This window comes from Soonwooa purpurea (assembly GCF_053891095.1).
This window is the reverse complement of sequence record NZ_JBSSMA010000014.1, coordinates 50,799-74,076: the sequence shown is the minus strand read 5'-3', so window position 1 is coordinate 74,076 and position 23,278 is coordinate 50,799. Positions and strand designations below refer to the sequence as shown.

25 protein-coding genes are annotated in these 23,278 nt (G+C 35.7%); 10 read left to right on the top strand and 15 right to left on the bottom strand.

Going from position 1 to position 23,278, the window contains the following annotated elements; translation table 11 throughout:
- Positions 1-94 precede the first annotated feature (94 nt).
- From ACVFVN_RS12350 to chrA, 6 genes are all read left to right on the top strand, one after another.
- Positions 95-895 carry a helix-turn-helix domain-containing protein gene (locus tag ACVFVN_RS12350; RefSeq protein WP_456235498.1) on the top strand — a complete coding sequence of 267 codons (801 nt, stop codon included), beginning with the start codon at positions 95-97 and terminating at the stop codon, positions 893-895.
- A 79-nt stretch (positions 896-974) separates the two neighbouring features.
- Positions 975-1,409, top strand: coding sequence for a hypothetical protein (locus ACVFVN_RS12345; protein WP_456235497.1), 435 nt, complete (start codon positions 975-977; stop codon positions 1,407-1,409).
- A gap of 37 nt (positions 1,410-1,446) precedes the next feature.
- Positions 1,447-2,046, top strand: coding sequence for a phosphatase PAP2 family protein (locus ACVFVN_RS12340; RefSeq protein ID WP_456235496.1), 600 nt, complete (start codon positions 1,447-1,449; stop codon positions 2,044-2,046).
- Entirely contained in the window at positions 2,024-2,455 is a 432-nt protein-coding gene (locus ACVFVN_RS12335; RefSeq protein WP_232475580.1) for a DoxX family protein, read from the top strand. Before ACVFVN_RS12340 ends, ACVFVN_RS12335 begins: the two co-directional genes overlap by 23 nt.
- 51 nt (positions 2,456-2,506) lie before the next feature.
- Positions 2,507-4,381, top strand: a complete 1,875-nt coding sequence (locus tag ACVFVN_RS12330; protein WP_456235495.1) for a metallophosphoesterase family protein — start codon at positions 2,507-2,509, stop codon at positions 4,379-4,381.
- 5 nt (positions 4,382-4,386) lie between these two features.
- The gene (chrA, locus tag ACVFVN_RS12325) at positions 4,387-5,520 is read left to right on the top strand and encodes a chromate efflux transporter (RefSeq protein WP_456235494.1); all 1,134 of its coding nucleotides are present in this window, start codon (positions 4,387-4,389) and stop codon (positions 5,518-5,520) included.
- A 372-nt stretch (positions 5,521-5,892) separates the two neighbouring features.
- Here chrA and ACVFVN_RS12320 read toward each other — a convergent pair whose 3' ends face one another.
- Genes ACVFVN_RS12320 through ACVFVN_RS12270 form a run of 11 tightly spaced genes read right to left on the bottom strand, consistent with a single transcriptional unit; the run spans position 5,893 to position 14,812 of the window.
- The gene (locus tag ACVFVN_RS12320; protein ID WP_456235505.1) at positions 5,893-6,276 is read right to left on the bottom strand and encodes a TraQ conjugal transfer family protein; all 384 of its coding nucleotides are present in this window, start codon (positions 6,274-6,276) and stop codon (positions 5,893-5,895) included.
- A 55-nt stretch (positions 6,277-6,331) separates the two neighbouring features.
- Entirely contained in the window at positions 6,332-6,886 is a 555-nt protein-coding gene (locus ACVFVN_RS12315) for a conjugal transfer protein TraO (protein WP_456235493.1), read from the bottom strand.
- A 1-nt stretch (position 6,887) separates the two neighbouring features.
- Positions 6,888-7,784, bottom strand: coding sequence for a conjugative transposon protein TraN (gene traN / locus ACVFVN_RS12310; RefSeq protein WP_456235492.1), 897 nt, complete (start codon positions 7,782-7,784; stop codon positions 6,888-6,890).
- Positions 7,785-7,800: 16 nt separating this feature from the next.
- Positions 7,801-9,096 (bottom strand): conjugative transposon protein TraM, encoded by a 1,296-nt coding sequence (gene traM, locus ACVFVN_RS12305; RefSeq protein ID WP_456235491.1) that lies wholly within the window; start codon positions 9,094-9,096, stop codon positions 7,801-7,803.
- The gene (locus ACVFVN_RS12300; protein ID WP_456235490.1) at positions 9,080-9,361 is read right to left on the bottom strand and encodes a hypothetical protein; all 282 of its coding nucleotides are present in this window, start codon (positions 9,359-9,361) and stop codon (positions 9,080-9,082) included. The genes traM and ACVFVN_RS12300 overlap by 17 nt, the downstream gene beginning before the upstream one ends.
- Before the next feature lie 9 nt (positions 9,362-9,370).
- Entirely contained in the window at positions 9,371-9,994 is a 624-nt protein-coding gene (gene traK / locus ACVFVN_RS12295; protein WP_456235489.1) for a conjugative transposon protein TraK, read from the bottom strand.
- Between the two features lie 15 nt (positions 9,995-10,009).
- Positions 10,010-11,002, bottom strand: a complete 993-nt coding sequence (traJ, locus tag ACVFVN_RS12290) for a conjugative transposon protein TraJ (RefSeq protein WP_456235504.1) — start codon at positions 11,000-11,002, stop codon at positions 10,010-10,012.
- Between the two features lies 1 nt (position 11,003).
- Complete coding sequence (locus ACVFVN_RS12285) at positions 11,004-11,636, bottom strand: DUF4141 domain-containing protein (RefSeq protein ID WP_456235488.1); 633 nt, start codon at positions 11,634-11,636, stop codon at positions 11,004-11,006.
- Positions 11,637-11,658: 22 nt separating this feature from the next.
- A complete protein-coding gene (locus ACVFVN_RS12280; protein ID WP_456235487.1) occupies positions 11,659-14,166 on the bottom strand; it encodes a TraG family conjugative transposon ATPase in 2,508 nt (835 codons plus the stop codon).
- Positions 14,163-14,495 (bottom strand): DUF4133 domain-containing protein, encoded by a 333-nt coding sequence (locus tag ACVFVN_RS12275; protein WP_456235486.1) that lies wholly within the window; start codon positions 14,493-14,495, stop codon positions 14,163-14,165. The genes ACVFVN_RS12280 and ACVFVN_RS12275 overlap by 4 nt, the downstream gene beginning before the upstream one ends.
- A gap of 11 nt (positions 14,496-14,506) precedes the next feature.
- Positions 14,507-14,812: a DUF4134 domain-containing protein gene (locus ACVFVN_RS12270; protein ID WP_456235485.1), complete on the bottom strand. Its 306-nt coding sequence runs from the start codon at positions 14,810-14,812 to the stop codon at positions 14,507-14,509.
- A gap of 189 nt (positions 14,813-15,001) precedes the next feature.
- Here ACVFVN_RS12270 and ACVFVN_RS12265 point away from each other — a divergent pair, with 189 nt between their 5' ends.
- The gene (locus ACVFVN_RS12265; protein ID WP_456235484.1) at positions 15,002-15,976 is read left to right on the top strand and encodes a PDDEXK nuclease domain-containing protein; all 975 of its coding nucleotides are present in this window, start codon (positions 15,002-15,004) and stop codon (positions 15,974-15,976) included.
- A gap of 75 nt (positions 15,977-16,051) precedes the next feature.
- On the opposite strand, the gene ACVFVN_RS12260 is transcribed toward ACVFVN_RS12265, so the two are convergent.
- Genes ACVFVN_RS12260 through ACVFVN_RS12250 form a run of 3 tightly spaced genes read right to left on the bottom strand, consistent with a single transcriptional unit; the run spans position 16,052 to position 17,846 of the window.
- Positions 16,052-16,666 carry a hypothetical protein gene (locus tag ACVFVN_RS12260; RefSeq protein ID WP_456235483.1) on the bottom strand — a complete coding sequence of 205 codons (615 nt, stop codon included), beginning with the start codon at positions 16,664-16,666 and terminating at the stop codon, positions 16,052-16,054.
- Positions 16,667-16,678: 12 nt separating this feature from the next.
- The gene (locus tag ACVFVN_RS12255) at positions 16,679-17,074 is read right to left on the bottom strand and encodes a DUF3408 domain-containing protein (protein ID WP_456235482.1); all 396 of its coding nucleotides are present in this window, start codon (positions 17,072-17,074) and stop codon (positions 16,679-16,681) included.
- A 4-nt stretch (positions 17,075-17,078) separates the two neighbouring features.
- Positions 17,079-17,846 carry a ParA family protein gene (locus tag ACVFVN_RS12250; protein ID WP_456235481.1) on the bottom strand — a complete coding sequence of 256 codons (768 nt, stop codon included), beginning with the start codon at positions 17,844-17,846 and terminating at the stop codon, positions 17,079-17,081.
- 649 nt (positions 17,847-18,495) lie between these two features.
- On the opposite strand from ACVFVN_RS12250, the gene mobA reads away from it, so the two are divergent.
- The 3 genes from mobA (at position 18,496) to mobC (ending at position 22,367) form a co-directional block, all read left to right on the top strand.
- Positions 18,496-18,933 (top strand): conjugal transfer protein MobA, encoded by a 438-nt coding sequence (gene mobA, locus ACVFVN_RS12245; protein ID WP_456235503.1) that lies wholly within the window; start codon positions 18,496-18,498, stop codon positions 18,931-18,933.
- Position 18,934: 1 nt separating this feature from the next.
- Positions 18,935-20,215 (top strand): conjugal transfer protein MobB, encoded by a 1,281-nt coding sequence (gene mobB / locus ACVFVN_RS12240; protein WP_456235480.1) that lies wholly within the window; start codon positions 18,935-18,937, stop codon positions 20,213-20,215.
- Positions 20,216-20,366: 151 nt separating this feature from the next.
- Positions 20,367-22,367 (top strand): conjugal transfer protein MobC, encoded by a 2,001-nt coding sequence (gene mobC / locus ACVFVN_RS12235; RefSeq protein WP_456235479.1) that lies wholly within the window; start codon positions 20,367-20,369, stop codon positions 22,365-22,367.
- Between the two features lie 49 nt (positions 22,368-22,416).
- Here mobC and ACVFVN_RS12230 read toward each other — a convergent pair whose 3' ends face one another.
- Positions 22,417-23,274 (bottom strand): RteC domain-containing protein, encoded by an 858-nt coding sequence (locus ACVFVN_RS12230; protein WP_456235478.1) that lies wholly within the window; start codon positions 23,272-23,274, stop codon positions 22,417-22,419.
- Between the last annotated feature and the right edge of the window lie 4 nt (positions 23,275-23,278).

Below are 23,278 nucleotides of genomic sequence, written 5' to 3'. Positions count from 1 at the left end.
TATTAAAAATTTTAGTAACGAAGATTGAGATATGGCTATTTTTGCTCTGTTTTTATAATTAATTTTATAACATAAAAATATGATAAGAAATTAGTTGAAAAAGAGCATCAGCATAAAAAGTAAAATTGAAGCAGCAGAACTAATAAAGGTTTTGCCGTTCAAAAAGGAAATTCGTAAAACCGAACCTCATAAGCACAACAGTTATTTTGAAATTATTTACCTACGGAAAGGAAGCGGTTGCCACACCATCGACCATACTCCTTTTCCGATAGATCCTCCAACACTATTTTTTGTTCGAAAAGAACAGGTACATCATTGGGATATTACAGATACACCAGATGGTTATGTACTACTTTTAAAGAAAGGTTTTGTAGATAACTCGATTGACGGCGAACTAAAAAGTCTTTTATCCAAACTAAGCGGATTAACTTGCATTCATTTGAGAGAAACTGAAAGTATCGGTACGTTGTTCAATTTACTCACCAAAGAAAAAGACTTTACAGTTACAGAAGGATTATTGAAAGCACTATTTGCTAAAATATTGATTGCCGCAAAACCTCTGGTAATTAAGACCAACAAAACGGATGATATCATTGCATTGCTCAGGGAGTTACTGAACCAGACAAATGACCTGCAGAACAATGTTGCCTACTACGCAGAAAAGCTGCATACGACACCACAAAATCTAAATGCTATTTGTCGTAAAACACTAAGCCAATCAGCAGCAGAAGTAATTGCTGAGCATATCATCTGCGAGGCAAAAAGACAATTGATTTATACGGAAAACAGTGTTTCTGAAATTGCCTATAGTTTGAATTTTAATGATACTTCCCACTTTGTAAAGTATTTCAAACGCTTTGCAGGCCTTACACCACAGGTATTCCGCAATACCTAAAAGCTGTCGGAATATTTTCAAATATACCGTATAAGGTGACTTGTATTGTACGAAATTTGTGGAGAGTAAATTGTAAGCAATGAAATATTCAACATGTTTGTTAATAATTCTTTTTATTTCGGCTTGTAACCAAAAACAAGAAACAGTTCAGGGGCAGTGGATAAAAGGAAACGAGCAAAAAAAGCTTGAAACAATAGAAAATCAATTTCGTGGTTTCGATATGGCCATGGTTGAAACCGGATATCGTTATCAGGAATTATATTGGGCTGGACAAGACGAAAACTGGGGATATGCCGATTATCAATTGGAGAAAATCCAAAAGGCAATTGAAAATGGCCTGGAAAGAAGGCCTAAACGGGCACAATCCGCACAGCATTTTCTAACCGTTACAGTCCCCCAAATGAAAGAGGCACTAAAAAAAAAGGATACAGTTGTTTTTAATAAGAACTTCCAAGTAATTACCAATAGCTGCGTTAGCTGTCATGCAATGGAAAAAGTACCTTTTTTACTGTAAAAACTCCGACAGAAAGACAATCACCCATCAGAAAATAATGCTTGAGGATATCAAACAGATAGATACAAATATTCTATTATGGCTAAATGGAAGCCACAACGAATTTTGGGACGAAGTAATGTGGTTTGCCAGCGGCAAATACACTTGGCTTCTTTTTTATGTTGCACTGATAATTTTGCTTATCTGGAAGTATAAAAAGGATGCCATCCTAATGATTTTATTAATCGTATTGCTCATCACAATGAGTGATCAGTTGGCTTCCGGCATATTTAAACCACTATTTGAAAGGCTGCGTCCAAGTCATAATTCAGCATTGGAAGGTGAGCTACATATAGTAAACAATTATCGTGGCGGCAAGTTCGGTTTTATTTCTTCTCATGCTGCCAATGTCTTTGCTTTGGCATTTTATTTAACCATATTAACTAAACAAAATCTGAAATGGCTCCCAATTATTCTCATCCCATGGGCAATTTTTGTCAGTTTGAGCAGGGTTTATTTAGGCGTACACTATCCCGCTGATATTTTAGTTCCAGCTATTTTAAGTATGCTTATTGCAGGGATGGTAGCCCATCTATATAAAATATACAATCCAAAATTCATAAAACTATTTAATCATGATGTTTCAAAAAATAACTAAGACAAACCTATCAAAAACTACCATACTTATTCGACTGATGGTAGGTGCCGTATTTCTTTCGGAAGGAATACAGAAGTTTTTATTTGCAGACACCTTAGGTGCAGGACGTTTTGCAAAAATAGGTCTGCCTAATCCTGAGTTTTTGGGTCCGTTCGTTGGCAGCTTTGAAATTGTTTGTGGATTTTTAATTCTTATTGGACTTCTGACAAGATTGGTGAGCATTCCTCTTATCATTATTATGTTCGTTGCTATTGCAACAACTAAATCAGAAGTTTTAGCAGAAAAAGGATTTTGGGAAATGATGCATGGAAGTCGTACAGACTGGGCGATGCTTTTGGGTAGTATCTTTCTATTGATAAAAGGTGGAGGTCGTTGGTCGATAGATAGCTTGACAAATATTCCTAAATAAATAGGACAATTTCAATCACTTAAATATAACATATCATTTTAGACAATTTATATGAATAAGATACTATTTTCTGCTATTGCGTTAATGTTTGCTACAACAGCAATGGCGCAACTTCCTAAAATTCCTGCGGCATACAGTAACCTGGGCTATGATACTAATGGAAGATTATATTTTGAAAATAAGGGTGAAAAATACTTTGCTGAAGAATTTAAAAATCCACTAACGATCGAACAACTTCTTGGTAAACCGGAAGCTACTGAAAATGGGGTTCAGATGGATTTTGGGACTTTAAAAGGCACGGTAACCTATGGCTTGATCCCTTACGGAAAAGTTCCGCATCCCCTTCCCGTATATCGAAAAACCGTCAAAATTGAAGACGGTAAAATAGAGGTCAATATAAAAGAGGATTTCAAGTATCCGTATGATTTTGTAGACTGGAAGAAAAATGGGTACCTGAACCTTGGCTACCGAATTGCTGATGAGCAGGGTATGCTTTTGTTTGATGGCATAATTGCTTTAAAAGGTGAAGGACCATTTGAAGTCATACCGACAATTTATGAAGGACCTTTTGTAAATATGCTTACTGATAACTCTGCTGTAATCTGGTGCAAAACCACACATCCCGTAAAGGCCGAAATTGAAATCAATGGCAAAGTTTATAAAGATGAGCAGGAAACAACGCTGCATCGCTGGAATATAGCAGGACTTACCCCAAATACAAAGCACAACTATAAGGTAAAATATGGGATACAATCGCAATCGTATCATCTTAAAACTGCACCATCTAAAGGCAGCAGAGAAGCGTTCGTATTTGGTTATGCAAGCGACAGCCGCCATGCTACAGGTGGAGGTGAACGGAAAATCCTTGGAGCCAACGCCTACATCATGAAAAAAATGGCTGCACTTGCTCACATGAAGGACGTGCGCTTTATGCAATTCACCGGTGATATGATTAACGGCTATTTGAGCAGTAAAGAACAGCAGAGACTGGAATATTCTAACTGGAAAAAATCCATTGAACCATTTTGGCACTACATGCCGTTTTATATAGGTATGGGTAATCATGAAGCATTAGGTCTTATTTTTAAAGATGAAAACGGCAAGCAACAGGCATTTATTGATGCTTTTCCTTATGAGACCCAATCAGCAGAAGCACTTTTTGCAGAGGAATTTGTAAATCCTGAAAATGGTCCAGATAGCGAGGATGATAACAAGTATGACCCTGACCCTAAAAATATAGACTTCCCTTCCTATAAGGAAAATGTGTTTTATTATACCTACGGAAACGTGGCGATGATTGTCCTTAATAGCAATTACTGGTATGCACCTTCCATTGCTAATCAAACGGCTTCCAGCGGAGGGTTGCATGGGTATTTAATGGATAACCAACTTCAATGGCTTCGTGAAACGATCTCAAAATTGGAAAGAGACAAGAATATTGACCATATTTTTCTTACACAACATACTCCTGCATTTCCTAATGGAGGACACAGTAAAGATGTGATGTGGTACAGCGGTAACAACGAAAAAAGACCCTACATTGGAGGAAAGCCCGTTGATAAAGGAATTATAGAACGCAGAGATGAATATTTAGATATTTTGATTAATCAAAGTAAGAAAGTGGTGGGGATGCTTACAGGCGATGAACATAACTATAATTGGTTAAAACTGACGGCTGATATGCCTATTTACCCCGAGAATTATCCGCATAAAAAACTTAATGTATCGCGTCCAATTTATCAAATCAATAATGGTGCAGCAGGAGCTCCTTATTATGGTCAGGAAGTATTGCCATGGAGTAAGCATACCCAGTCCTTTAGCGTGGAAAATGCACTTTGCCTGTTTTATGTGGAGGGAAAAAAAATAACAATGAAAGTATTCAATCCGGACACTTTAAATCAAATAGATGAAGTCGAATTAAGATAATTAAAATGCAAGAGAATGTAAACGTAAAAGAAATCGCAAAAGTTTTCGGTAAGTTGGGGATTATAGGGTTTGGAGGTCCAGCAGCACATATTGCCATGATGCGGGATGAAGTGGTGGTTAAACGAAAATGGATGAGTGAACAGCACTTTTTGGATTTACTAGGTGCTACCAACCTTATTCCGGGACCTAACAGCACGGAAATGGCTATTCATATTGGCTATGATAAAGGTGGTTGGAAAGGATTGTTAACAGCAGGTTTATGCTTTATTCTGCCTGCCGTATTTATCACTGGAATTTTCGCATATTTATATAATCTTTACGGACAGCTACCCGAAGTACAACCTTTTATCTATGGTATCAAACCTGCTATAATAGCCATTATTCTGGCAGCAATTTATCCATTGGCAAAACAATCTGTCAAATCCATAAATTTAGCTCTTATAGGTATTGCTGTTTTATTAGCGGCGGTGTTTGGAGTTAATGAAATTTATTTAATGTTTGGTGCAGGTCTGTTAGCGTTTGGATTGTACAAGATACAGAGTAAACAAAAAAATGACACTTTACAAAGTATTGTTCCGCTTACATTTCTTCAAATAATACAGACAACTTTTTGGACAGCGACCAATACCAAACTTTTTTGGACGTTCCTAAAAATTGGTTCCATACTTTATGGGAGTGGATATGTATTATTTGCCTTTTTAGATACGGAATTGGTAGCAACAGGTATACTCACAAGACAGCAACTAATGGATGCCATTGCGGTAGGACAGTTCACGCCCGGTCCTGTTTTTTCATCGGTAACGTTTATTGGCTTTCAAATCAATGGGCTTTCAGGAGCCATTATCTCAACTATTGCAATTTTCCTGCCCTCATTTGTTTTTGTGGCACTGCTTAATCCGTTAATGAAAAAGCTACGAAATTCTAAAGGATTGTCCGCCTTTTTAGATGCAGTGAATGTAGCATCGGTAGCCATAATCATAGCTGTGTGCTATGAAATGGGTAAAGAAACCATTACTGATTGGCGAACGATTTTAATTGTGGTTGTAGGTGCGATTATTGTTTTTAATTTCAAAAAGATCAATAGTGCGTACGTAGTTTTGGGAGGATCATTTTTGGGATATATATTAAAAATGATCTAAAAAATATAATACCATTATTCAATTATTTCAATGCTAATAAATCTGTCTCCAAGCAATCTTTTTAAAGATGAAAATATCTCAATTATACTGAATATTCAAAAAGTTCCAACACTATAGGTTTAGCTTTAAATATAACAAAAGCTAAATAGGTATATATGAGTTCTCTTACGAACTTGTCTTTTTCGCTATTGGTTGAGCTTAAAATCAATAGTATTGTGATCCCATTAAAAATCAAGTAAAAATAACTGCTGATAATTTGTTTCCATTTTTATTTTAGAATAATCAGGCAAATATTATGTTGTGTTCCAGATTACTTTATCTTTTATTATAAAGTGTTAAACGATAAAATAACTGGAACATGAACATAAGTGACTACACAACATAATGGATTTTATGTGGTATACCACATAAAATCCAAACATCAAATGATTCTGATTCGTCAGATTGTGAAGTGTAATAAAGCCTGAAATCATTCTGCGGAATTTCATACAAATCATTAGGTAGATAAGGCTGATCGTTATAGTATTTCAAACTTCCTTTTCCTTCAAACTGAAAATACCGCAGGTAATATTTATTCTCTTTATATTTTCCTTGTGGAAGAATTTTAATTCTTATTTCAACAGTTTGACCATTGGCAATACCTGATGGAATAGGCATCACCGAAACTTCAAACGGAAAGTTCTGTTCAATACCAAGTTCATGATTTGTGCACGAAGATAAACTGTATTCAATCAACAGCAGAACCGGAATGATCATCAAAACTACAAGTATTCTTTTTAATGTGGGTTTTATATTTTTCATTGTATCGTTTTTAAAGATTTATTCTGAGACCAAGACCTGCTGAAGGTCTCAGGCTTTCAAGTGAAGTTTTCCAAAGTACTCTTGCTTTTCCATAACTAAGAAGAACAAACCTATCTGATAAGTAGAATTCAACGCTTAATCTTCCTGAAGCTCCATAAATGAAGCTTGATTCATTTCGTAAAATAGCTCCATCGGGTAGATATGTTTCGTCTTTGTTAATTTGTTCATATCCACCAACAGCAGAAATGGAACTGTTAATCATCAGGCTTTTTGTCCTGTTAGAAATTAGAGTTAAACTGTAGCCAATTTCACCAAGATAGTTTTCGATTGGAATATTAAAAGTTTTATAGTGATTTATACTTTTAGAATATTCCAACGAATACAAAAAGTAATTGCCTTTCTTCGCATGAACCACCAATCCAAGATTAATAAAGTAGTTTTCATGATGCTTTTTCAAAAGTGTCCCTGAACTTACTTCAATCGCTTTTTGTTTTGGAATCATCCTCTGAGCTTTCATCAATGAATAAGAAAACATCAACATAATAATGCAAATTAAACCTTTCATCTTATTTGATTTTTAAATTTAACGTATCCACAACTTTGGCATTCACCAAATCTGAATTTTCAAGCTGGAATTTCTGATGGCGACCGCCATCTTTTTCCCAAATTTCGATTTCTAAAACCTGACCTTCAAGCAAAGTGAATTGGTTAAATAAGTACAAAATCGATGATTTAGATTGGTGTGGAACACTCTCAAAGTTCGGGTAATTTCTGAGAGGAGATAGAACTTTCTCCTGTGAAGCAGTCTTCTTAAGGTTTTTCTTATCGACAACTTTAAAGTTGACAAAATCGATTTGATACGAAATGTTACTCTTATTGTTAAGCTGTAGAATGAAATAAAATTTTCCCTCATGAACATAAAGCGATTTTAAAATAAACTGAATTCCATAGCTTTTTGAACCAATATGTTTGACTGTTCTTTTAGGTTCTTCATATAAAGTTTTTATAAGCAGCTCGGTCAATGTAGAGGATTCCCCTTTTAATTCTTCAAACAGAACATCGGTAGCATAATTCCTTTCATTCTTTCTTTGAAGTTTAAGGAGATCATAATTGAGTGTGTCAGGATATGAGCTGTAAAAAACATCAAAGTTGTAGAACTTGCCATCCTGAGTAATTACAGAAAAATTGGTTTCTTCTTCAAAATTTCTGACAGAGGATTTTATTCGTAAGACATTGGCGACATCATCTGCTTTGTTGGCAATAAGATTTTCGCTTCCAAGATCCACATATCGAATTGGTGACGGAAATAATAGGTGTGATGTTTTATTGTAGGTAACCTCCATTTTAAAAGGTTCCAACCTTGCTTCATTAAGCGAGGCAAAACCTTCAACCGACTGTGCTTTTACTTGATTTAGCATAAATATCGATAAAATGGCTAAGTAAGACTTGATTAGTATTTTCATAAAGATTTTGTTTTAATTATTTTTTAGAAACTAAAAAGACCTGATGTCCGGTCTTGACAGTGATTTTGGGCTGTCGTACTTTTTTCTGGAAATATCCCGAAACGCCCTGAACCAAACCTCTGCTTAGATCAGCTGCAACCTGTTGTCTGGCAGATTGTGTCATCATAATGTTCGCTCCCGAAGTTTGACTCATATTCGCTGCAATATCAGTTAATGCAATCTGCTCAGGCGAATAAGGAACATATAATCCTAATTGCCCGTCATTATCATAAATGCTAATTTCAACCGGGATAATGTCTCCGTCATATTCAATGGAGGAAATCTCTAAATTCAATCTTCCTCCCTGAAATTTACTGATGGCTTTTAACAATGTTCCTTTGGGAATAATAGTGTTTTTTAGTTTTAACCTTTCAGAAAGCCTAATCGAAACTGTAGATTCACCAGTCAAAGTTTTTGTTTCGTGGATGACCGCACGAATGATGTTTCTATTTTGACTTTGTGAATGCTTTTCTTCTGATTGTAATCCTGTAAACCTATTCTGATTGAGTTGAGCAAGAAAAGCACTGTCTAAAGGTTCACGATACAGGCTTGAAACTACTGTATTTTTAACCGGCTTCGCAGAAACGGTAAAATCTTTTTCTTTCTTGGGAAGATTTTCAGCTTTTTTTTCCTCAACTATTACTTCGCTTCGAGCAGTTGTTGGAAGATATTTTGCAGCCATCTCATATGATTTTTCCATCAGCTCCAGTTGGTCGTTGATTCCCATTCCTGCGGGCTCCGAACTTTTTTGATTGGCTTCATTTTTCAGCCTGCTGATTTCTTTTCTGAGATTACTGACTTCCTGCTCATCTCTGCTGTAAAATGAACCCAAAGTCTGTTGAGCATTTCGATAACTGTTTAATGCATTCTGCTCTTTAACCGTATTTGGAGTTGAATTTCCCGAACTTTGCAAGTCGCCCTGAGATGTATCTGAATTATTCCAATAATCAGCAAGCGTAGTGAGCTTACTTTTACTTTCTTCATTTTTTTGTTCTAAAAGTTGCTGTTCGTAAGCCTTCTGCTTATCAGCCTGCAGTTGGTCATTGGCAGCCTGCGGAATCATCGAGTTAAATCCTGCTTTCTCTGCAATCATATTGTCTTTAGGTTTAAAAATAAGATACAGACATCCTGCACAAACCACTGCCAACAAAAAGTAAATCAATGGTTTCTTTAAATTTTCAAACTTTAGTTTTGGGTTTTGATTTTCAATGGAATCTGATGTTTCAGGATTTCCTTCAGTCACCCGAATGCTGTTGCTATTTGTATTTCCCATTGCTTTCATTTTTAAGTTGAATAGTTTCCGATGAGGTTTGTCTGTCAACAGTTCTTTTGGGAATATTATTGATATGTCCTATAGATAATGTTTTGTGTGAGGAACTGCCCTTAAACCATAGCTGTAGAACTACCGTAGAAGTTAAAACCACATATCCTGCAAAGAAGATTTTAGTGAATAGGTTTTGTCTTGATTTTGGAAGTTTCTGCCACCGTTTTTCCAATTGTTGTAGGTATTGGTCAATTGATTTTCTAAATTTTTTCATAATCAACATTTATCGGTTAACAGTTTCTACATCTTTATTTTCTGCAACATTGAATTTCTCAATGGTAAATCCCTGAGGGTTATTGTCAGATCTTACCGAATTAACCAGTGAGCAGTTGGTAATCAAGCTTCTTGTGGTCAGATTACTGGAGCGGATAATGTATTGCTTTGCAAAAGTTTTAACCTGATACGGATAGCTGTCGAAATTCGCAACAACACTATCTACTTCAATTCTCTGCTGAATATTCCCACTGATAATCCTATTGTAATATCCTTTTTCAGAAAGGTCTTTGTAGTAATTGAATGCTGATTCATCAGCCAGATAAAAAGCTCTTTTTACATTGCTTTCTATTGCATTTTTATCAGGAGCGACGGTGAAGAATAATTCGTGAAATCGTCTCACATGCTCCCTCGCTTCCACAGGTCTGTTGATAGACATATCCTGTGAAAGGGCAACCATAAGCGATTTTCCATTATCCAGAACATAGATTTTCTGTCGCTGTGCTTCTGCAAATGTGTACGATTTAAAAACGACGACACCTACCACTGCAAAACACAGCACCGCAAAAATCATGGTTAACAATCGGATTTGCTTGAAACTGTTTTCTATATTTCTTAAGGTTTTAAATTCCATTGGGTTTTGTTTTAATTATTTTAAAAGTTTTCCTGAGATATTTCCTGTTGCAGAACCTACTGCAGCTCCGGCAATATTTCCTGATTTCTGAGCCGTCTGATTGACATTTCGTGTAAAGTTTCCAGCACCTCCAGCCTGAATAACCCAACCCGTAACCGTTGGTATCGTGAAGTATCCAATGATTCCAATAATCATGTAAATAATATAGACGGTGTTGGAAGTATCAGGAATGAAATTAGGGTCTGAAAGCATTTCAATATCTCTTTCAATAATCAGTGATTGTATCTTAGCTAAGATGGAGCTGAAAATGTCTGCAACGGGAAGCCACAAATAAACACTGATGTAGCGGGTCAGCCATTGGGTAAGCGTAGATTGAAACCCGTCCCAAACAGAAATAGCAAAAGCAATGGGGCCGAGAATCGACAATACAATTAAAAAGAATGTTCTTATTGTGTCGATAACCAAGGCGGCAGCCTGAAATAGTATTTCAAGAAATTCCCGGAAACCGTCACGGATTTCTTTTTTAATGGCAAACATTTCACGCTCGATGTACATGCCTGACATCGTTACCAAATCGGAAGGTGACCATCCTAAATCTTCTAGCTTTTTGTCAAACTCTTCATTGGAAATCAGATAAGCCATCTCAGGATTTCTGAGCATAGCTTCCCGTTCTAAAAGATCTTTCTTTTGTTGCAGTTCATTCAAATCTAAAACCTGATTCTCCAACATAGAATGACTTCCCTGAACCACCGGACTTAAAACACCATTGATACTTCCCAAAACCAATGTTGAAAAGAACATGATGCAGATTCCAATGCCAAAAGGTCTTAATAGCGGAAAAAGGTCAATAGGTTCTGCACGGCTTAATGCCTGCCATACTTTAATGGAAACATAGAACAGTGCTCCAAGACCGGCAACAGCTTTTGCAACTGTTGCCATGTCTGCACATAATGGCATCATCTCGTCATAGACCGAACGCAATACTTCATGTAAATTAGTAGGCTCCATTTTACCAGTATTTTTGATTTGACGTGCCATAAAGGTTTAGAACCCTTTGCGTATTGTTTTGCTTTTTAGCTCTTAAGTAGCTCACTGAAATATTTTTGTTCGTGAAATAGCGAACTAAACTGTGATAATCTTTCACTTCTTTATACACTCTGTCAATAATTTCCATACGCTCTTTATCATTAAGGGAAAGATTGGATACAGTGACAATCTGTTTCAGCTCTTTAAGAAGCTCCGTACTTTCGTTTAAAAGAGTAGAATAACCATTGGCGATGGCTGTCAATTCCTGGGCATTGAAACTGGGGTCATTCAGCATCTTTCCAAAATTGTTGACGTACATCTCTGAAACATCACCAACCAGTAAAACCGTCTGCTGAACTTTTCTGGCATCTTTAACCAGATTATTGACAGCTTTGAGTTTGTCATAATATTCCTTCCCCTGTTCATAGACTTTTTTAACTTCATTAAAGTTTTTAACAACATTGGAAACTGTCGATGAGGTTTGAACAATTTCATTGGCTGAGTTTAAAATTCCTGAAGCTAAATTTGCAGGATCTGTGACTACAAATTGAGCTTTGAATGTTGAGGTAAATGCCGAAGCAAAAACCATTACTGTTGTGATGATTAAATTTTTCATTGTTGTAAATTTTTAAATTGAACTAATTTTTTGTGTCAGATTTGATTCTCTTAAGAGAAATCCTCTTGATGGCATGTTCTACATTACCGTCAAGTTCGGTAGCCACATTCATGACTTCCATTTTTTCAATTTCTTCTGTAGTGTAGGCTAAGTATTCTTCCGTCGATACTTCCGTCGCATACACTGCAGAATGGGTTCCGCCTAATCCAATCCAGACTTCTTTGTACAGTCTTTTGGGATCGTTATTCATATTGATGGATAGTACCTGAGCTTTTTCTTTTTCTGTCAATCCCAGCATTGCCTGGATGTCATCGAATTTGTTCATGTATTTTCGCTGGTCGAGAAGAATTTTACAGTCGGAATTATTAATGATACTTTCCTTGACGATAGGAGATTGAATGATGTCATCTACCTCCTGCGTCACCACAATTGCTTCACCGAAGAATTTTCTTACTGTCTTGAACAAGTACTTGATGTATTCCGCCATACCTTCCTTCGCAATCGCTTTCCAGGCTTCTTCAATTAAGATGAGTTTGCGCACTCCTTTGAGTCGACGCATTTTATTGATGAAAACCTCCATAATGATAATGGTGACAATTGGAAAAAGGATTTTATGGTCTTTGATTGCATCGATTTCAAAAACAATAAATCTTTTGGATAATAAGTCAAGTTGTTCTTTTGAATTAAGTAGATAATCATATTCACCGTCTTCATAATAAGGCTCCAGCACATTTAGGAAATTGGCAATATCAAAGTCTTTCTCTCTGACTTTTTTCTGTTCTAATATCTTTTGATAATCCTCTTTGATGAACTCATAGAAACCATTGAAAGAAGGAAAAGAATCATTGTTCTTAATTTTTTCAATATATCCGCTTACCGCATTGGATAAAGCAACTTCTTCAGATCGGGTTGGAGGTTCATCATCTCTTTTCCACAATGTTAAAATCAGAGTTTTAATACTTTCTCTTTTCTCAATATCAAATACACCGTCATCCGTGTAAAATGGATTAAAGGCGATTGGATTGTCTTCCGTGTAGGTAAAGTAAACGCCGTCATCTCCTTTGGTTTTTCCTTTGATCAGTTCACAAAGTCCCTGATATGAATTACCCGTGTCTACTAAGAGGACGTGAGCTCCCTGTTCATAATACTGTCTGACCATGTGATTGGTGAAGAAGGATTTTCCACTTCCCGATGGTCCGAGGATAAACTTGTTGCGGTTGGTGATAATTCCCTGCTTCATCGGTAAATCAGAAATATCCAAATGAATAGGCTTTCCGGTAAGACGGTCAGCCATCTTAATTCCAAAGGGGGAAGGAGAATTTTGGTAATTAGTCTCTTCCGTGAAAAAGCAAAGAGCAGGTTCTATGAACGTGTAAAAGCTTTCTTCGCTCGGAAAATCTCCTGCATTGCCTGAAATACCTGCCCAATATAAAGTAGCGACATCAGTAGTGTTATGCCTAGGTTTACATTCCATCAATGCCAATGCGCTTCCCGTATCATTTTTCAGCATTTTCAGTTCTGATGGTTGATCAGACCAAGACATGACATTGAAATGTGCTCTGATAGATTGAAGTCCATACGAATGGGCTTCATTGAGGTATTTTTCAATCCATTCTTTGTTGATTTGATTGGCTCTGCTGTATTTTGCTAACGAGTGCATATTTCTGGCAGACTTTTCAAACTTTGTTAAATTGTCATCACTGTTATCGATAAATAAATACTGGTTGTAAATGTGATTACAATTAAGAAGCAAGCCCACCGGTGATGCAAAAGACAAAAGACAGTCACTACGGTCTGTGCTCAGTTTTTCATGACGGCTGTGTGAGGAAACCGTTCGGGGAAGGTCATCGGTATCTGACAAAGTATGCATGCTGATGCGGTTGTTTCCAATGCGCATTTCTTCAGCTCCCAAGTGTAAATCCTGTAAGGATGGATTGACCTCTCTTGATAAGGTCAGGTACTGTTCGAGTAAACCTGATTGTTTCTCAGTTCCCGTGATTTCATCAGCGGTCATTTTTTCAAGAAAAACGTAACCGCTGTCATTCATAATTCTTTCGAACTGATCTACAGATTCCATAAAGCGGTTAATCACTTCTTTATCCCTGATTTCTTTTGGAATTAAAAATCCTTTACAAAGTGATGAGAAATTACTCTGCATTCTCATCCGCTCTTTAGTAGTTTTGGTAATGAACAGATAACTATAGTGATTCAAAAATGGTCTTTCATTAAAATGTCTCTCAAAAGATTTTGATAAGAAGCTTTGCTCATCTTTAGTCAAATCAGGTTGATAGTTTTCTTTAATGTACCAGTCTTGTTTATGAACAATACTGTAATCCGGTAAAGTCTTTACCGCTTTAAACCATGCCTGATGAATGGCTTCATACTCAGCAGAAGCAACCGTGAAAAGTTCCGGTAATCTCACTTTGAAACATACAGTAACATCAGCTTCTTTTGAAATAATGCAATTGTCTTCCACAGCCAATAAAGGAAACTTCCTCTCTAAAGTGGCTGTCTTGGATTGATTTCTCATAAGGCAACGGTTTTAGAATGAATCTTTAAAAAGCTGCACACCGATTTTCTACTGATGATGTATTGGGGATGTCTTTTGTTTGCCCCCAGTTTCATTAGTCCATGTTCTCCATACCTACGGTTTAAAGAGAATGTTTGCCAAATGAGAATACTGCTTGTCGTTATTCCTAAGAAAAGGCAGAAATACGTATGAACTCCTGCCATATACATGATCATCACGAATACTAAAATTCCCAATAATCCTCCTGCGAAAATAAACAGGTACTGCGCTTTCAATCCTTTGAACTCTACCGTTCGTCCTATTCCTTTATTGATGTTGTATGAATTCATAATCATCAATTTTAAAGGAAGAATGAGCGGAGAATGGTTGCTGCCACAATCAGAAAGATACAGGCTCCAAACCAGCTGGCGGCAGTTTTACTGGTGTCAGGATCTCCACTACTAAATTTGTTGTAAACCTTGACTCCACCAATCAGTCCGACGACGGCTCCAATAGCGTAAATGAGTTGTGTGGCGGGTTCGAAATAAGAAGTGACCATCTGGGTGGCTTCATTGATTCCGGCTGTGCCATTTCCTTGTGCTGATAAAGGAATGGACATGATTAAAGCGAATGCTGAAACCAGAATCTTTTTTCTTTGTTTTTCCATAATGTAAACAGGTTAAATTGTTAGCATTGCTCACCGTATGTGAGCTTTGGAGACAAAGGTGTTGGAGCGCTCGATTTTTTTTAAGTAAATGGGTTAATGAGGAATCATTTGGCTGTGAACTGATACTTAATCCGAGTGTTTTCACTTACAAATTATTGTAAATTTGCAGGGAACTTCAAAAAAGGAATTATGGATAAAAGATTCACGGATATTATTGAACTCATTAAGCAGTCTCGTAACAATGCTTTAAAAGCAGTTAATTCTGAATTGATCAATCTATATTGGAATATTGGGGCTTATATCAGTCATAAAGTAGAATTGAGTGAATGGGGACAGTCGGTAGTCAAGGAACTCTCCCAATATATTCAAAGTAATGAGCCTGATATAAAAGGTTTTTCGGATAAGAATCTTTGGAGAATGAAACAGTTTTATGAATCCTATAAAGAATTTCCAAAAGTCTCAACACTGTTGAGAGAAATTAGTTGGTCTCACAATCTGGCTATCTTTTCAAGATGCAAATCCATTGAAGAACAGGAGTTTTATATCAAACTGACAAAGAATGAAAATTACAGTGTCAGAGAATTAGACAGACAGATATCCAGCAGTCTTTTTGAAAGGACAATGATCGGAAACTCAAAACTCTCAACAGTGTTGAGAGAATCTAATGCCGATATTGCAAACACCTTTAAAGACAGCTACATTTTTGATTTCTTGAATTTACCGGAAACTTTTAATGAAAGTGATCTTCAAAAAGGTCTTATCCAGCAAATGAAAAATTTCATTCTGGAACTGGGAAGGGATTTTCTTTTCATCAGCGAAGAGTACAACGTTCAGGTAGGAAATTCAGATTTTTATATTGATCTTTTATTCTTTCACAGAGGATTGCAATGCTTGGTCGCATTCGAGCTCAAAGCAGACAAATTCAAACCTGAGCATCTGGGACAACTCAACTTTTATCTGGAGGCACTGGACAGAGACGTTAAAAAACAAAATGAAAATCCAAGCATAGGTGTTCTACTATGCAAGGATAAAGATAGTGAGGTTGTAGAATATGCGCTTAGTAGAAGTCTTTCGCCAACGATGGTTTCTGAATACAAAACCCAGCTTCCAGATAAAAAAATCCTACAACAGAAATTACACGAACTGTTTGATAAAAAGGATTAAATTTATTTGCCAATTTTAATGTTTCTGCAAAACAGAATTTTAATAATTCTTCATAAATATAAAAGGGGAATTTGCCTAAACAAACTCCCCAATATCGAAACCTTCCGCATCATTTTTCCCTTTAAAAGAAATCTGAGATTCATCATCAGAAGTACTTTGGTTTAACAAATGAGCAATTCGCTTTGAAGCATCACCTAATGAATGTTCTAAAAGATTGAAAAGCTCGGTTCCTTGAATTTTTTGAATGATATCGACCGCTTGTTGTTCTAAATCAGGCTCCAGTATCTCTTCCTGAAGTAGCTGACCCGCAGTACTCAATTCCTGAAAGGTAACCCCTGTGGCAAAACCACTTTCAATTTCAGAATTATTCTGATTATACCAATCCTCCTCTTCTTCCCAGTCATTGGTATTAATTAATATCTCATCTAAATCTTTTTTTAATGGAATATTTTCAAACTCCTCCCCTTTGGTTTCTGATTCAAAAATATTTGTATTAGAAACTATAGATTCTTCTTGACCTACATCAGCAGCCGATGGCTTTACGTTTCTCTCTTCTTTTTTTGTTTTACCCATAATTGAGGGTAACTTCAGTTCTTTTTCGGTACTGCTTTTCTTATTACTAATGAATTTCTTATCCCAAAGTATGAGGATGATAATGAATAACAGACCTATAATGATTTTTTGTTCCATAATAATGATACCTTAAAATATTGGACGGTATTTGCTGTTGAAATCATCTGTAATCTCTTTCTCAAACATTTCGAAATGATAGGCTAAGATATTATCCAGATAAGCATATAGAGGAATCTGATCTTCGGCAATAATCTGAATAATACGGGATAGCCGCTCATGATATTCCGCGCGGATATAAATGCTTTTATCTCCTCGCTTCGTCATTGTATGATGGGTAAGAAACTGCTGAGCATAAGTAATTTCAATACTTTTCTTGCTTTTTACTTTTTGTTTCGTGATTGTCTTTTCTACAGACAATTCCGATTCTTGGTTCGGTAGTTCTTTCTTTGGGCTGCCAGCCATGATGGACATCAAATATTGTTCATCAATATTGTTGTCTTCCTCACTCTTTTTATCATTTTTCATATTTTTACAATTTTATAATGCTTAAAAACTCATCGATAAAATGATCAAGACCACAAACTGCCATCAACTTTGGGTCAGCGGGAAGTAGGGTCGAGCGGAAAACAGTTTTTGCAACTGTCTCGCCCTCTTTTCGAAATCTTTTGCTGTCTCTAATGGATGTTTTCATTAACTGAAGCCCCAAATCTTTGATTACCTTACTATAATTATCATACAAAGCTGTTTTTTCCCTGCCATCTACCTGATTCCAAAACAAATGAATACTTTTAATTCCTGTCTGCTTTTTCTTCATTAGGACATTGGTCAGCACATCTGTAAAACTCAATGTGCTTTCCAAAACGACCCGATCAGCTGTTATTGGAGAAAAAATATAATGTACATTCGCAAGAGTACTTAAAATACCAGCCGTATTGACTGTTCCCGGAAGATCCAAAAAAATAAAATCAGGAATAATTTCTGTAGTATCCTGGTACTCTGACAACTCTTCCAGGACTGCTTCTGCCCTACTTTGGAAAATAGGATAAGCTTTTTTATTAAGGCTGGAAAACTGTTTATGAGCCATTTTTTTCAGTGCCTCATTTTGCATGACTGTCTTCAAATCCCGCTCCCGCATCTGAATTAAACTGTATTGTGGAAAATCACAGTCAAAAACTGCGACATTATATCCCAAGCGGTAATGAAGGATACTGGCAATAAGAGTAGTGAACGTGCTTTTTCCTACTCCACCTTTCTGTGTTGATAAAGCAATAATTGTTGTTTGGTTTTTTGTTTCCATTTTAATGAATTTTGTTAAACTTAATTTGAAAGAAGTACTGACTGCAGGCTCTGCTTCAAGAATGACTTCTTGCTGCAAATCTTGTTGTCAATAATGCTTGCCGAAGGTCTGGCTATCGTTCATGAAAGCATTTCATCATCCTTGATTACCTTAAGTTTTTCAATACTTCACGACAGAGTTCCTTCTTTTATTCAGGCAATACTGAAATCCTGACGGCTTGAATTCCTGAAAGCAGGCAAGCAGGATTTCAAGAAATCATAACTTCAGCCAATCAATCAGCTCTGCAACAGTGAACGCCTGCACTCATTCTTGTTCTAATGCAAATGAATATTTTATATTCTTTGTAATTGTATGCATGGTCTATGTTGTCCTTAACTGTCTCCTATTGGCACTCCATATTTTGCTTTAATTCTAAAGGATAGCAGTTTACTTTGTTATAGAAACATTAAGGGCTTGAAGAGCATGAGGTTACTCAATAAAAAATGGTAGCAAAACCAGTTTTGTTAATAACTTTTCCTTTCACCCGAAAGGGGCAAGTTGTGTTTTGAGCATCTCGAAACGTTTTCGGATGCTAAAAACAACTTGCCCTTGCAGGGGGCAGAAAACAATCTCCGAAGTCGATGTTTCTTTAAATTAAAATTGATTTATGATGGAAGATAAAAAAAGCAAGACAGTTAGAAAGACAGGTCGCCGACCAAAGGCAGATCCTGCCAAGTTTCGATATACCATTTCATTTAATGCGGTTGAACATGCGAAATTTTTAGAACTTTTTGACCAATCAGGACTGGATGTAAAAGCTCATTTTATTACTGCCTGTATATTCGATAAGTCTATCAAGACCATAAAAATTGACAAGGGAACTTTAGATTTTTATATGAGACTGACCTCTTTTCACAGTCAATTTCGTTCTGTTGGTGTAAATTACAATCAGATCGTAAAGATTCTCTACAATAATTTTTCAGAGAAAAAAGCTGCTGCATTTCTTTACAAATTAGAAAAACAGACACTCGTAATGATTGAAATTTTTAAAAAAGTCATTCAGTTAACTGAGGAATTTAATCAAGAACATTTGAAAAAGACAGAATAGGATGGTCGCAAAAATTGGTAGAAGCAGCAATCTTTTTGGCACTTTATCCTATAATAATAAAAAAATGGAACAGGATAAAGGTGAAATTATAATGACCAATAAAATGATTGAAACTTTTGACGGAAAATATACGGTATCTCAATTAGCAAAATCATTTGAACCTTATGTTTTGGCCAATAAAAATACTGAAAAACACACGCTCCATATTTCGCTAAATCCCCATCCTGATGACCAGGTGTCTGATGCAAAATATATGCAGATAGCCCAAGAATATATGAACGAGATGGGTTACGGTAATCAGCCGTATGTTGTCTTTAAACATACTGATATTGAAAGAAGCCACATTCATATTGTGTCTGTATGTGTGGATGAAAATGGAAAAAAGATTTCAGATAAATTCGAGAAGATACGCTCAATGAAAGCCTGCAGAGCAATTGAGAATCAATATGGATTGATAAATACTGAAAAAAATACAGGAAAACAAAATGTTAAGATTTTCAAACCGGTAAAATATGATGAAGGAAACATCAAAAAGCAGATAGCGTCCGTCATACGGCATCTACCTCATTATTATCAATTTCAAACCTTAGGCGAATACAATGCACTACTTTCTTTATACAATATTACCTCCGAGAAAGTACAGGGTGAGTTGGATGGAAAGATGCAGGAAGGATTATTATATTTACCGGTAAACGAAAAAGGTGATAAAGCAGGTAATCCTATAAAAGCTTCTCGTTTTGGAAAAGAGGTCGGTCTAAAAAATATTCAGCTACAGTTTGAAAAAAATAAATCGTTAATGAAAAATCATCCTTCCAAACAAAAGTTGAAAACAGAAATTTTAAATTGTCTGAAATTGTCAAAAGGTGAAAAAGAATTCAAAAAACAATTATCCGAAAAAAATATAGACTGTATTGTAAGAAGAAATGATCAGGAAAAGATGTATGGGATTACTTTCATAGACCATCAATCAAAAACAGTATGGAACGGTTCGAGATTGGGTAAAGAATTTTCAGCGAATACCTTTAATGACTATTGGAATTCAGCTCAACAAAAACCTGAAGATAAAAGTGAACAACAATCAGAATTTAAGAAATACAATAACATTCAAGACATAAACAATCATGAAATACATGATTATTTCGATGTTTTTAGTCGTGAAGAACCTCAATTAAATCTTATTGAAGGACTGGGAGGACTTCTTCCCGATGTTCAAATTGAAGACGTTGAAGAAATTAATTTTGTTAACAGGATGAAGAAAAAAACTAAAAAGAAAAAAATATGATCAAGAACATTCTACATCATATTAATTTTTAGAACTAGTGTCAATGTTTTAAAATACCATGGCTCGTAAAGCAAATTGAAGCCATCACATGACATCTATCCTGATAACTTTTATACCGCCATTAGATTCGTGCTTAATAAATACTTATCAAATGCAGGGAGAAGACGACTTAAGAGGATTGGGAAAAATCATGGGTTTTATGCGGGCAGTGAGTATCCTCTTACTATTAATGCACATCTATTGGTTCTGCTACGGATTTTTTTTAGAGCGTGGCTGGACTTTAGAGCTCATCAACAAGATTTTAAACAACTTTAATCGGACAGCAAACCTTTTTTCACATACAATTTACACTAAAGCATTTGCCATCCTTTTATTGGCGTTAAGTTGCTTAGGAACCAAGGGTGTAAAAAATGAAAAAATAACGTGGAGAAAAATTTATTTAGTATTAGGTGTTGGTTTTACGTTGTTTTTTCTCAACATACCCCTGTTACAACTACAAACAACTGAAGGTGTCCATTTATATATCCTGACTACGTCGATTGGGTACATTGCTTTGCTAATGGCTGGTGTATGGATGAGCAGATTATTGCGTAATAATCTAATGGATGATGTTTTTAATAGTGAAAATGAAAGTTTTTTGCAAGAAACAAGATACATATACAATGAGTATTCCGTTAACCTCCCTACAAAATTCTATTATAGAGGCAAATGGAATAACGGCTGGATTAATGTTGTAAATCCCTTTCGTGCTACTATCGTTTTAGGAACTCCTGGCTCTGGTAAATCTTTTGCTGTTGTCAATAATTACATAAAACAGCATATTGAGAAAGGGTTTTCGATGTACATTTATGATTTTAAGTTTGATGACCTTTCTACCATTGCCTACAATCACTTATTGATTCATTCAGATGCTTATCCCATCAAACCTAAGTTCTACATCATCAATTTTGATGCCCCTAAAAGAAGCCATCGTTGTAATCCTTTAAATCCAAATTTTATGACGGATATATCTGATGCTTATGAAGCAGCATATACCATCATGCTCAATCTGAACCGAAGCTGGATACAAAAACAGGGAGACTTTTTTGTAGAATCCCCCATAATTCTTTTAGCTGCGATTATCTGGTTTTTAAAGATTTATGAAGGTGGTAAGTATTGTACCTTTCCTCATGCTATTGAACTTCTTAATAAAAAATATGAAGACGTATTTACTATTTTGACCTCATACGCTGAATTGGAAAACTACCTCTCTCCTTTTATGGATGCATGGCAAGGCGGAGCACAGGATCAATTGCAGGGACAAATTGCATCAGCAAAGATTCCATTGTCAAGAATGATATCGCCACAACTCTATTGGGTGATGACCGGAGATGATTTTTCTTTGGACATTAATAACCCGAAAGAGCCTAAAATACTTTGTGTAGGGAATAATCCTGACCGTCAGAACATCTATTCCGCGGCTCTTGGTCTTTATAATTCCAGAATCGTTAAGCTGATTAATAAAAAAGGACAGCTTAAAAGTTCGGTAATTATTGATGAGCTTCCTACGATTTACTTCAGAGGACTTGATAATCTGATTGCTACTGCCAGAAGCAACAAAGTATCCGTATGTTTAGGATTTCAGGATTTTTCTCAATTAACAAGAGATTACGGAGATAAAGAAAGTAAGGTTATTCAGAATACTGTCGGCAATATTTTCAGCGGACAAGTCGTGGGTGAAACGGCAAAGGCTTTGTCCGAAAGATTTGGAAAAGTACTCCAGAAAAGACAAAGTATTTCTATTAATCGAAATGATACTTCTACTTCAATCTCAACGCAATTAGACAGTTTAATTCCTGCTTCTAAAATTTCAACGCTAACACAGGGATTCTTTGTAGGATCCGTTTCCGATAATTTTCATGAAAGAATCGAACAGAAAATATTTCATTCTGAAATTGTTGTTGATACTGTAAAACTCTCCGCTCAGGAAAAGAATTACCAAAAAATACCGAAAATCCGTTCTTTTTTAAACGATAATGGTATTGATTTGATGCAGCAAGATATTGACAACAACTATAAAAATATTAAGTCAGATATTAAAAGAATCATTGCAGATGAATTGAATAGAATTTCAAATGATCCTGATTTGCAGCATTTGATTAATAAAGAATAAAAAACCTCAACACTAAATCAGTAATTGAGGTTTTACCAAAGGAAAGCGATTATTCTTCTTCACTATTTTGAAAATGCTGATTTAGATTATCACTGACCATATTTAAAAACTTGGTAGGTCCTTGCTTTCTGTTTCGGATTTCAAAAATGGTCTTATGAAAGTTTCCCAGATCAGTATCCAAAGTTTTTTCCACATTTTTAATAACCTCACTCAGCTCTATATTTCCGCCGTTAAAGCAGCGCATATGATAAAGTGCGTATACCAATTCTATTAATCCAACTTTTGAAGAAGACCAAACCAATGGTGATTGGACTTTGCCATTGCCATTGCCATTGCCATTGTCACCTATATTTTCAATCTGTCTTTTCAGATACTGGTCATACTGCTGGTTGGCGATAAAACGAGCAATCATATGGTCATGAGATGTTGTAAAGCTTGAATCGAAATTGTAAAAACCAAATGATAATTTCATTTTGATATCGTAAGAATTTCTAACGAATATTTTATGGTCGAGATAGGTTGCTTCTCTTCGATAATAACTGTAAAATTCCGATTGCTGAGAATAAAAGAGTTTCAATTTTTCCTGTTCTGCTTCATAATATTTTTTTAAAACCTTAATTCCTGCGTTGGGCTTATGTGATTCAACCTCTAATACTTTTGAATAATAGATAAACTTTGCAATGAATGGCGGTTTCAATTTTTTGAAGAACTGAACTTCTTCTGCAACGGTTTCAAACTGATGTGATGAGATCATTTCTTTGAGTTTACGAATGGATTCGTCTATATGAAGCAAAGATTTTTCTGCAACTTTCACCATATCTTCGTCATCATCATAAACTTCATTGATTTTTAATTCTAACTCATCGTGTAATTGAGTGATTTTTCTAAAAATAGTTTTTGTTACCATGTCC

What these genes read in the sequence shown, in the direction of transcription:
- ACVFVN_RS12345 (WP_456235497.1), top strand. Translation starts at nt 975, where the DNA reads ATGAAATATTCAACATGTTTGTTAATAATTCTTTTTATTTCGGCTTGT.
- ACVFVN_RS12340 (WP_456235496.1), top strand. Translation starts at nt 1,447, where the DNA reads ATGCTTGAGGATATCAAACAGATAGATACAAATATTCTATTATGGCTA.
- ACVFVN_RS12335 (WP_232475580.1), top strand. Translation starts at nt 2,024, where the DNA reads ATGATGTTTCAAAAAATAACTAAGACAAACCTATCAAAAACTACCATA.
- ACVFVN_RS12330 (WP_456235495.1), top strand. Translation starts at nt 2,507, where the DNA reads ATGAATAAGATACTATTTTCTGCTATTGCGTTAATGTTTGCTACAACA.
- chrA (WP_456235494.1), top strand. Translation starts at nt 4,387, where the DNA reads ATGCAAGAGAATGTAAACGTAAAAGAAATCGCAAAAGTTTTCGGTAAG.
- ACVFVN_RS12320 (WP_456235505.1), bottom strand. Translation starts at nt 6,276, where the DNA reads ATGATCATTCCGGTTCTGCTGTTGATTGAATACAGTTTATCTTCGTGC.
- ACVFVN_RS12315 (WP_456235493.1), bottom strand. Translation starts at nt 6,886, where the DNA reads ATGAAAGGTTTAATTTGCATTATTATGTTGATGTTTTCTTATTCATTG.
- traN (WP_456235492.1), bottom strand. Translation starts at nt 7,784, where the DNA reads ATGAAAATACTAATCAAGTCTTACTTAGCCATTTTATCGATATTTATG.
- traM (WP_456235491.1), bottom strand. Translation starts at nt 9,096, where the DNA reads ATGGGAAATACAAATAGCAACAGCATTCGGGTGACTGAAGGAAATCCT.
- ACVFVN_RS12300 (WP_456235490.1), bottom strand. Translation starts at nt 9,361, where the DNA reads ATGAAAAAATTTAGAAAATCAATTGACCAATACCTACAACAATTGGAA.
- traK (WP_456235489.1), bottom strand. Translation starts at nt 9,994, where the DNA reads ATGGAATTTAAAACCTTAAGAAATATAGAAAACAGTTTCAAGCAAATC.
- traJ (WP_456235504.1), bottom strand. Translation starts at nt 11,002, where the DNA reads ATGGAGCCTACTAATTTACATGAAGTATTGCGTTCGGTCTATGACGAG.
- ACVFVN_RS12285 (WP_456235488.1), bottom strand. Translation starts at nt 11,636, where the DNA reads ATGAAAAATTTAATCATCACAACAGTAATGGTTTTTGCTTCGGCATTT.
- ACVFVN_RS12280 (WP_456235487.1), bottom strand. Translation starts at nt 14,166, where the DNA reads ATGAGAAATCAATCCAAGACAGCCACTTTAGAGAGGAAGTTTCCTTTA.
- ACVFVN_RS12275 (WP_456235486.1), bottom strand. Translation starts at nt 14,495, where the DNA reads ATGAATTCATACAACATCAATAAAGGAATAGGACGAACGGTAGAGTTC.
- ACVFVN_RS12270 (WP_456235485.1), bottom strand. Translation starts at nt 14,812, where the DNA reads ATGGAAAAACAAAGAAAAAAGATTCTGGTTTCAGCATTCGCTTTAATC.
- ACVFVN_RS12265 (WP_456235484.1), top strand. Translation starts at nt 15,002, where the DNA reads ATGGATAAAAGATTCACGGATATTATTGAACTCATTAAGCAGTCTCGT.
- ACVFVN_RS12260 (WP_456235483.1), bottom strand. Translation starts at nt 16,666, where the DNA reads ATGGAACAAAAAATCATTATAGGTCTGTTATTCATTATCATCCTCATA.
- ACVFVN_RS12255 (WP_456235482.1), bottom strand. Translation starts at nt 17,074, where the DNA reads ATGAAAAATGATAAAAAGAGTGAGGAAGACAACAATATTGATGAACAA.
- ACVFVN_RS12250 (WP_456235481.1), bottom strand. Translation starts at nt 17,846, where the DNA reads ATGGAAACAAAAAACCAAACAACAATTATTGCTTTATCAACACAGAAA.
- mobA (WP_456235503.1), top strand. Translation starts at nt 18,496, where the DNA reads ATGGAAGATAAAAAAAGCAAGACAGTTAGAAAGACAGGTCGCCGACCA.
- mobB (WP_456235480.1), top strand. Translation starts at nt 18,935, where the DNA reads ATGGTCGCAAAAATTGGTAGAAGCAGCAATCTTTTTGGCACTTTATCC.
- mobC (WP_456235479.1), top strand. Translation starts at nt 20,367, where the DNA reads ATGCAGGGAGAAGACGACTTAAGAGGATTGGGAAAAATCATGGGTTTT.
- ACVFVN_RS12230 (WP_456235478.1), bottom strand. Translation starts at nt 23,274, where the DNA reads ATGGTAACAAAAACTATTTTTAGAAAAATCACTCAATTACACGATGAG.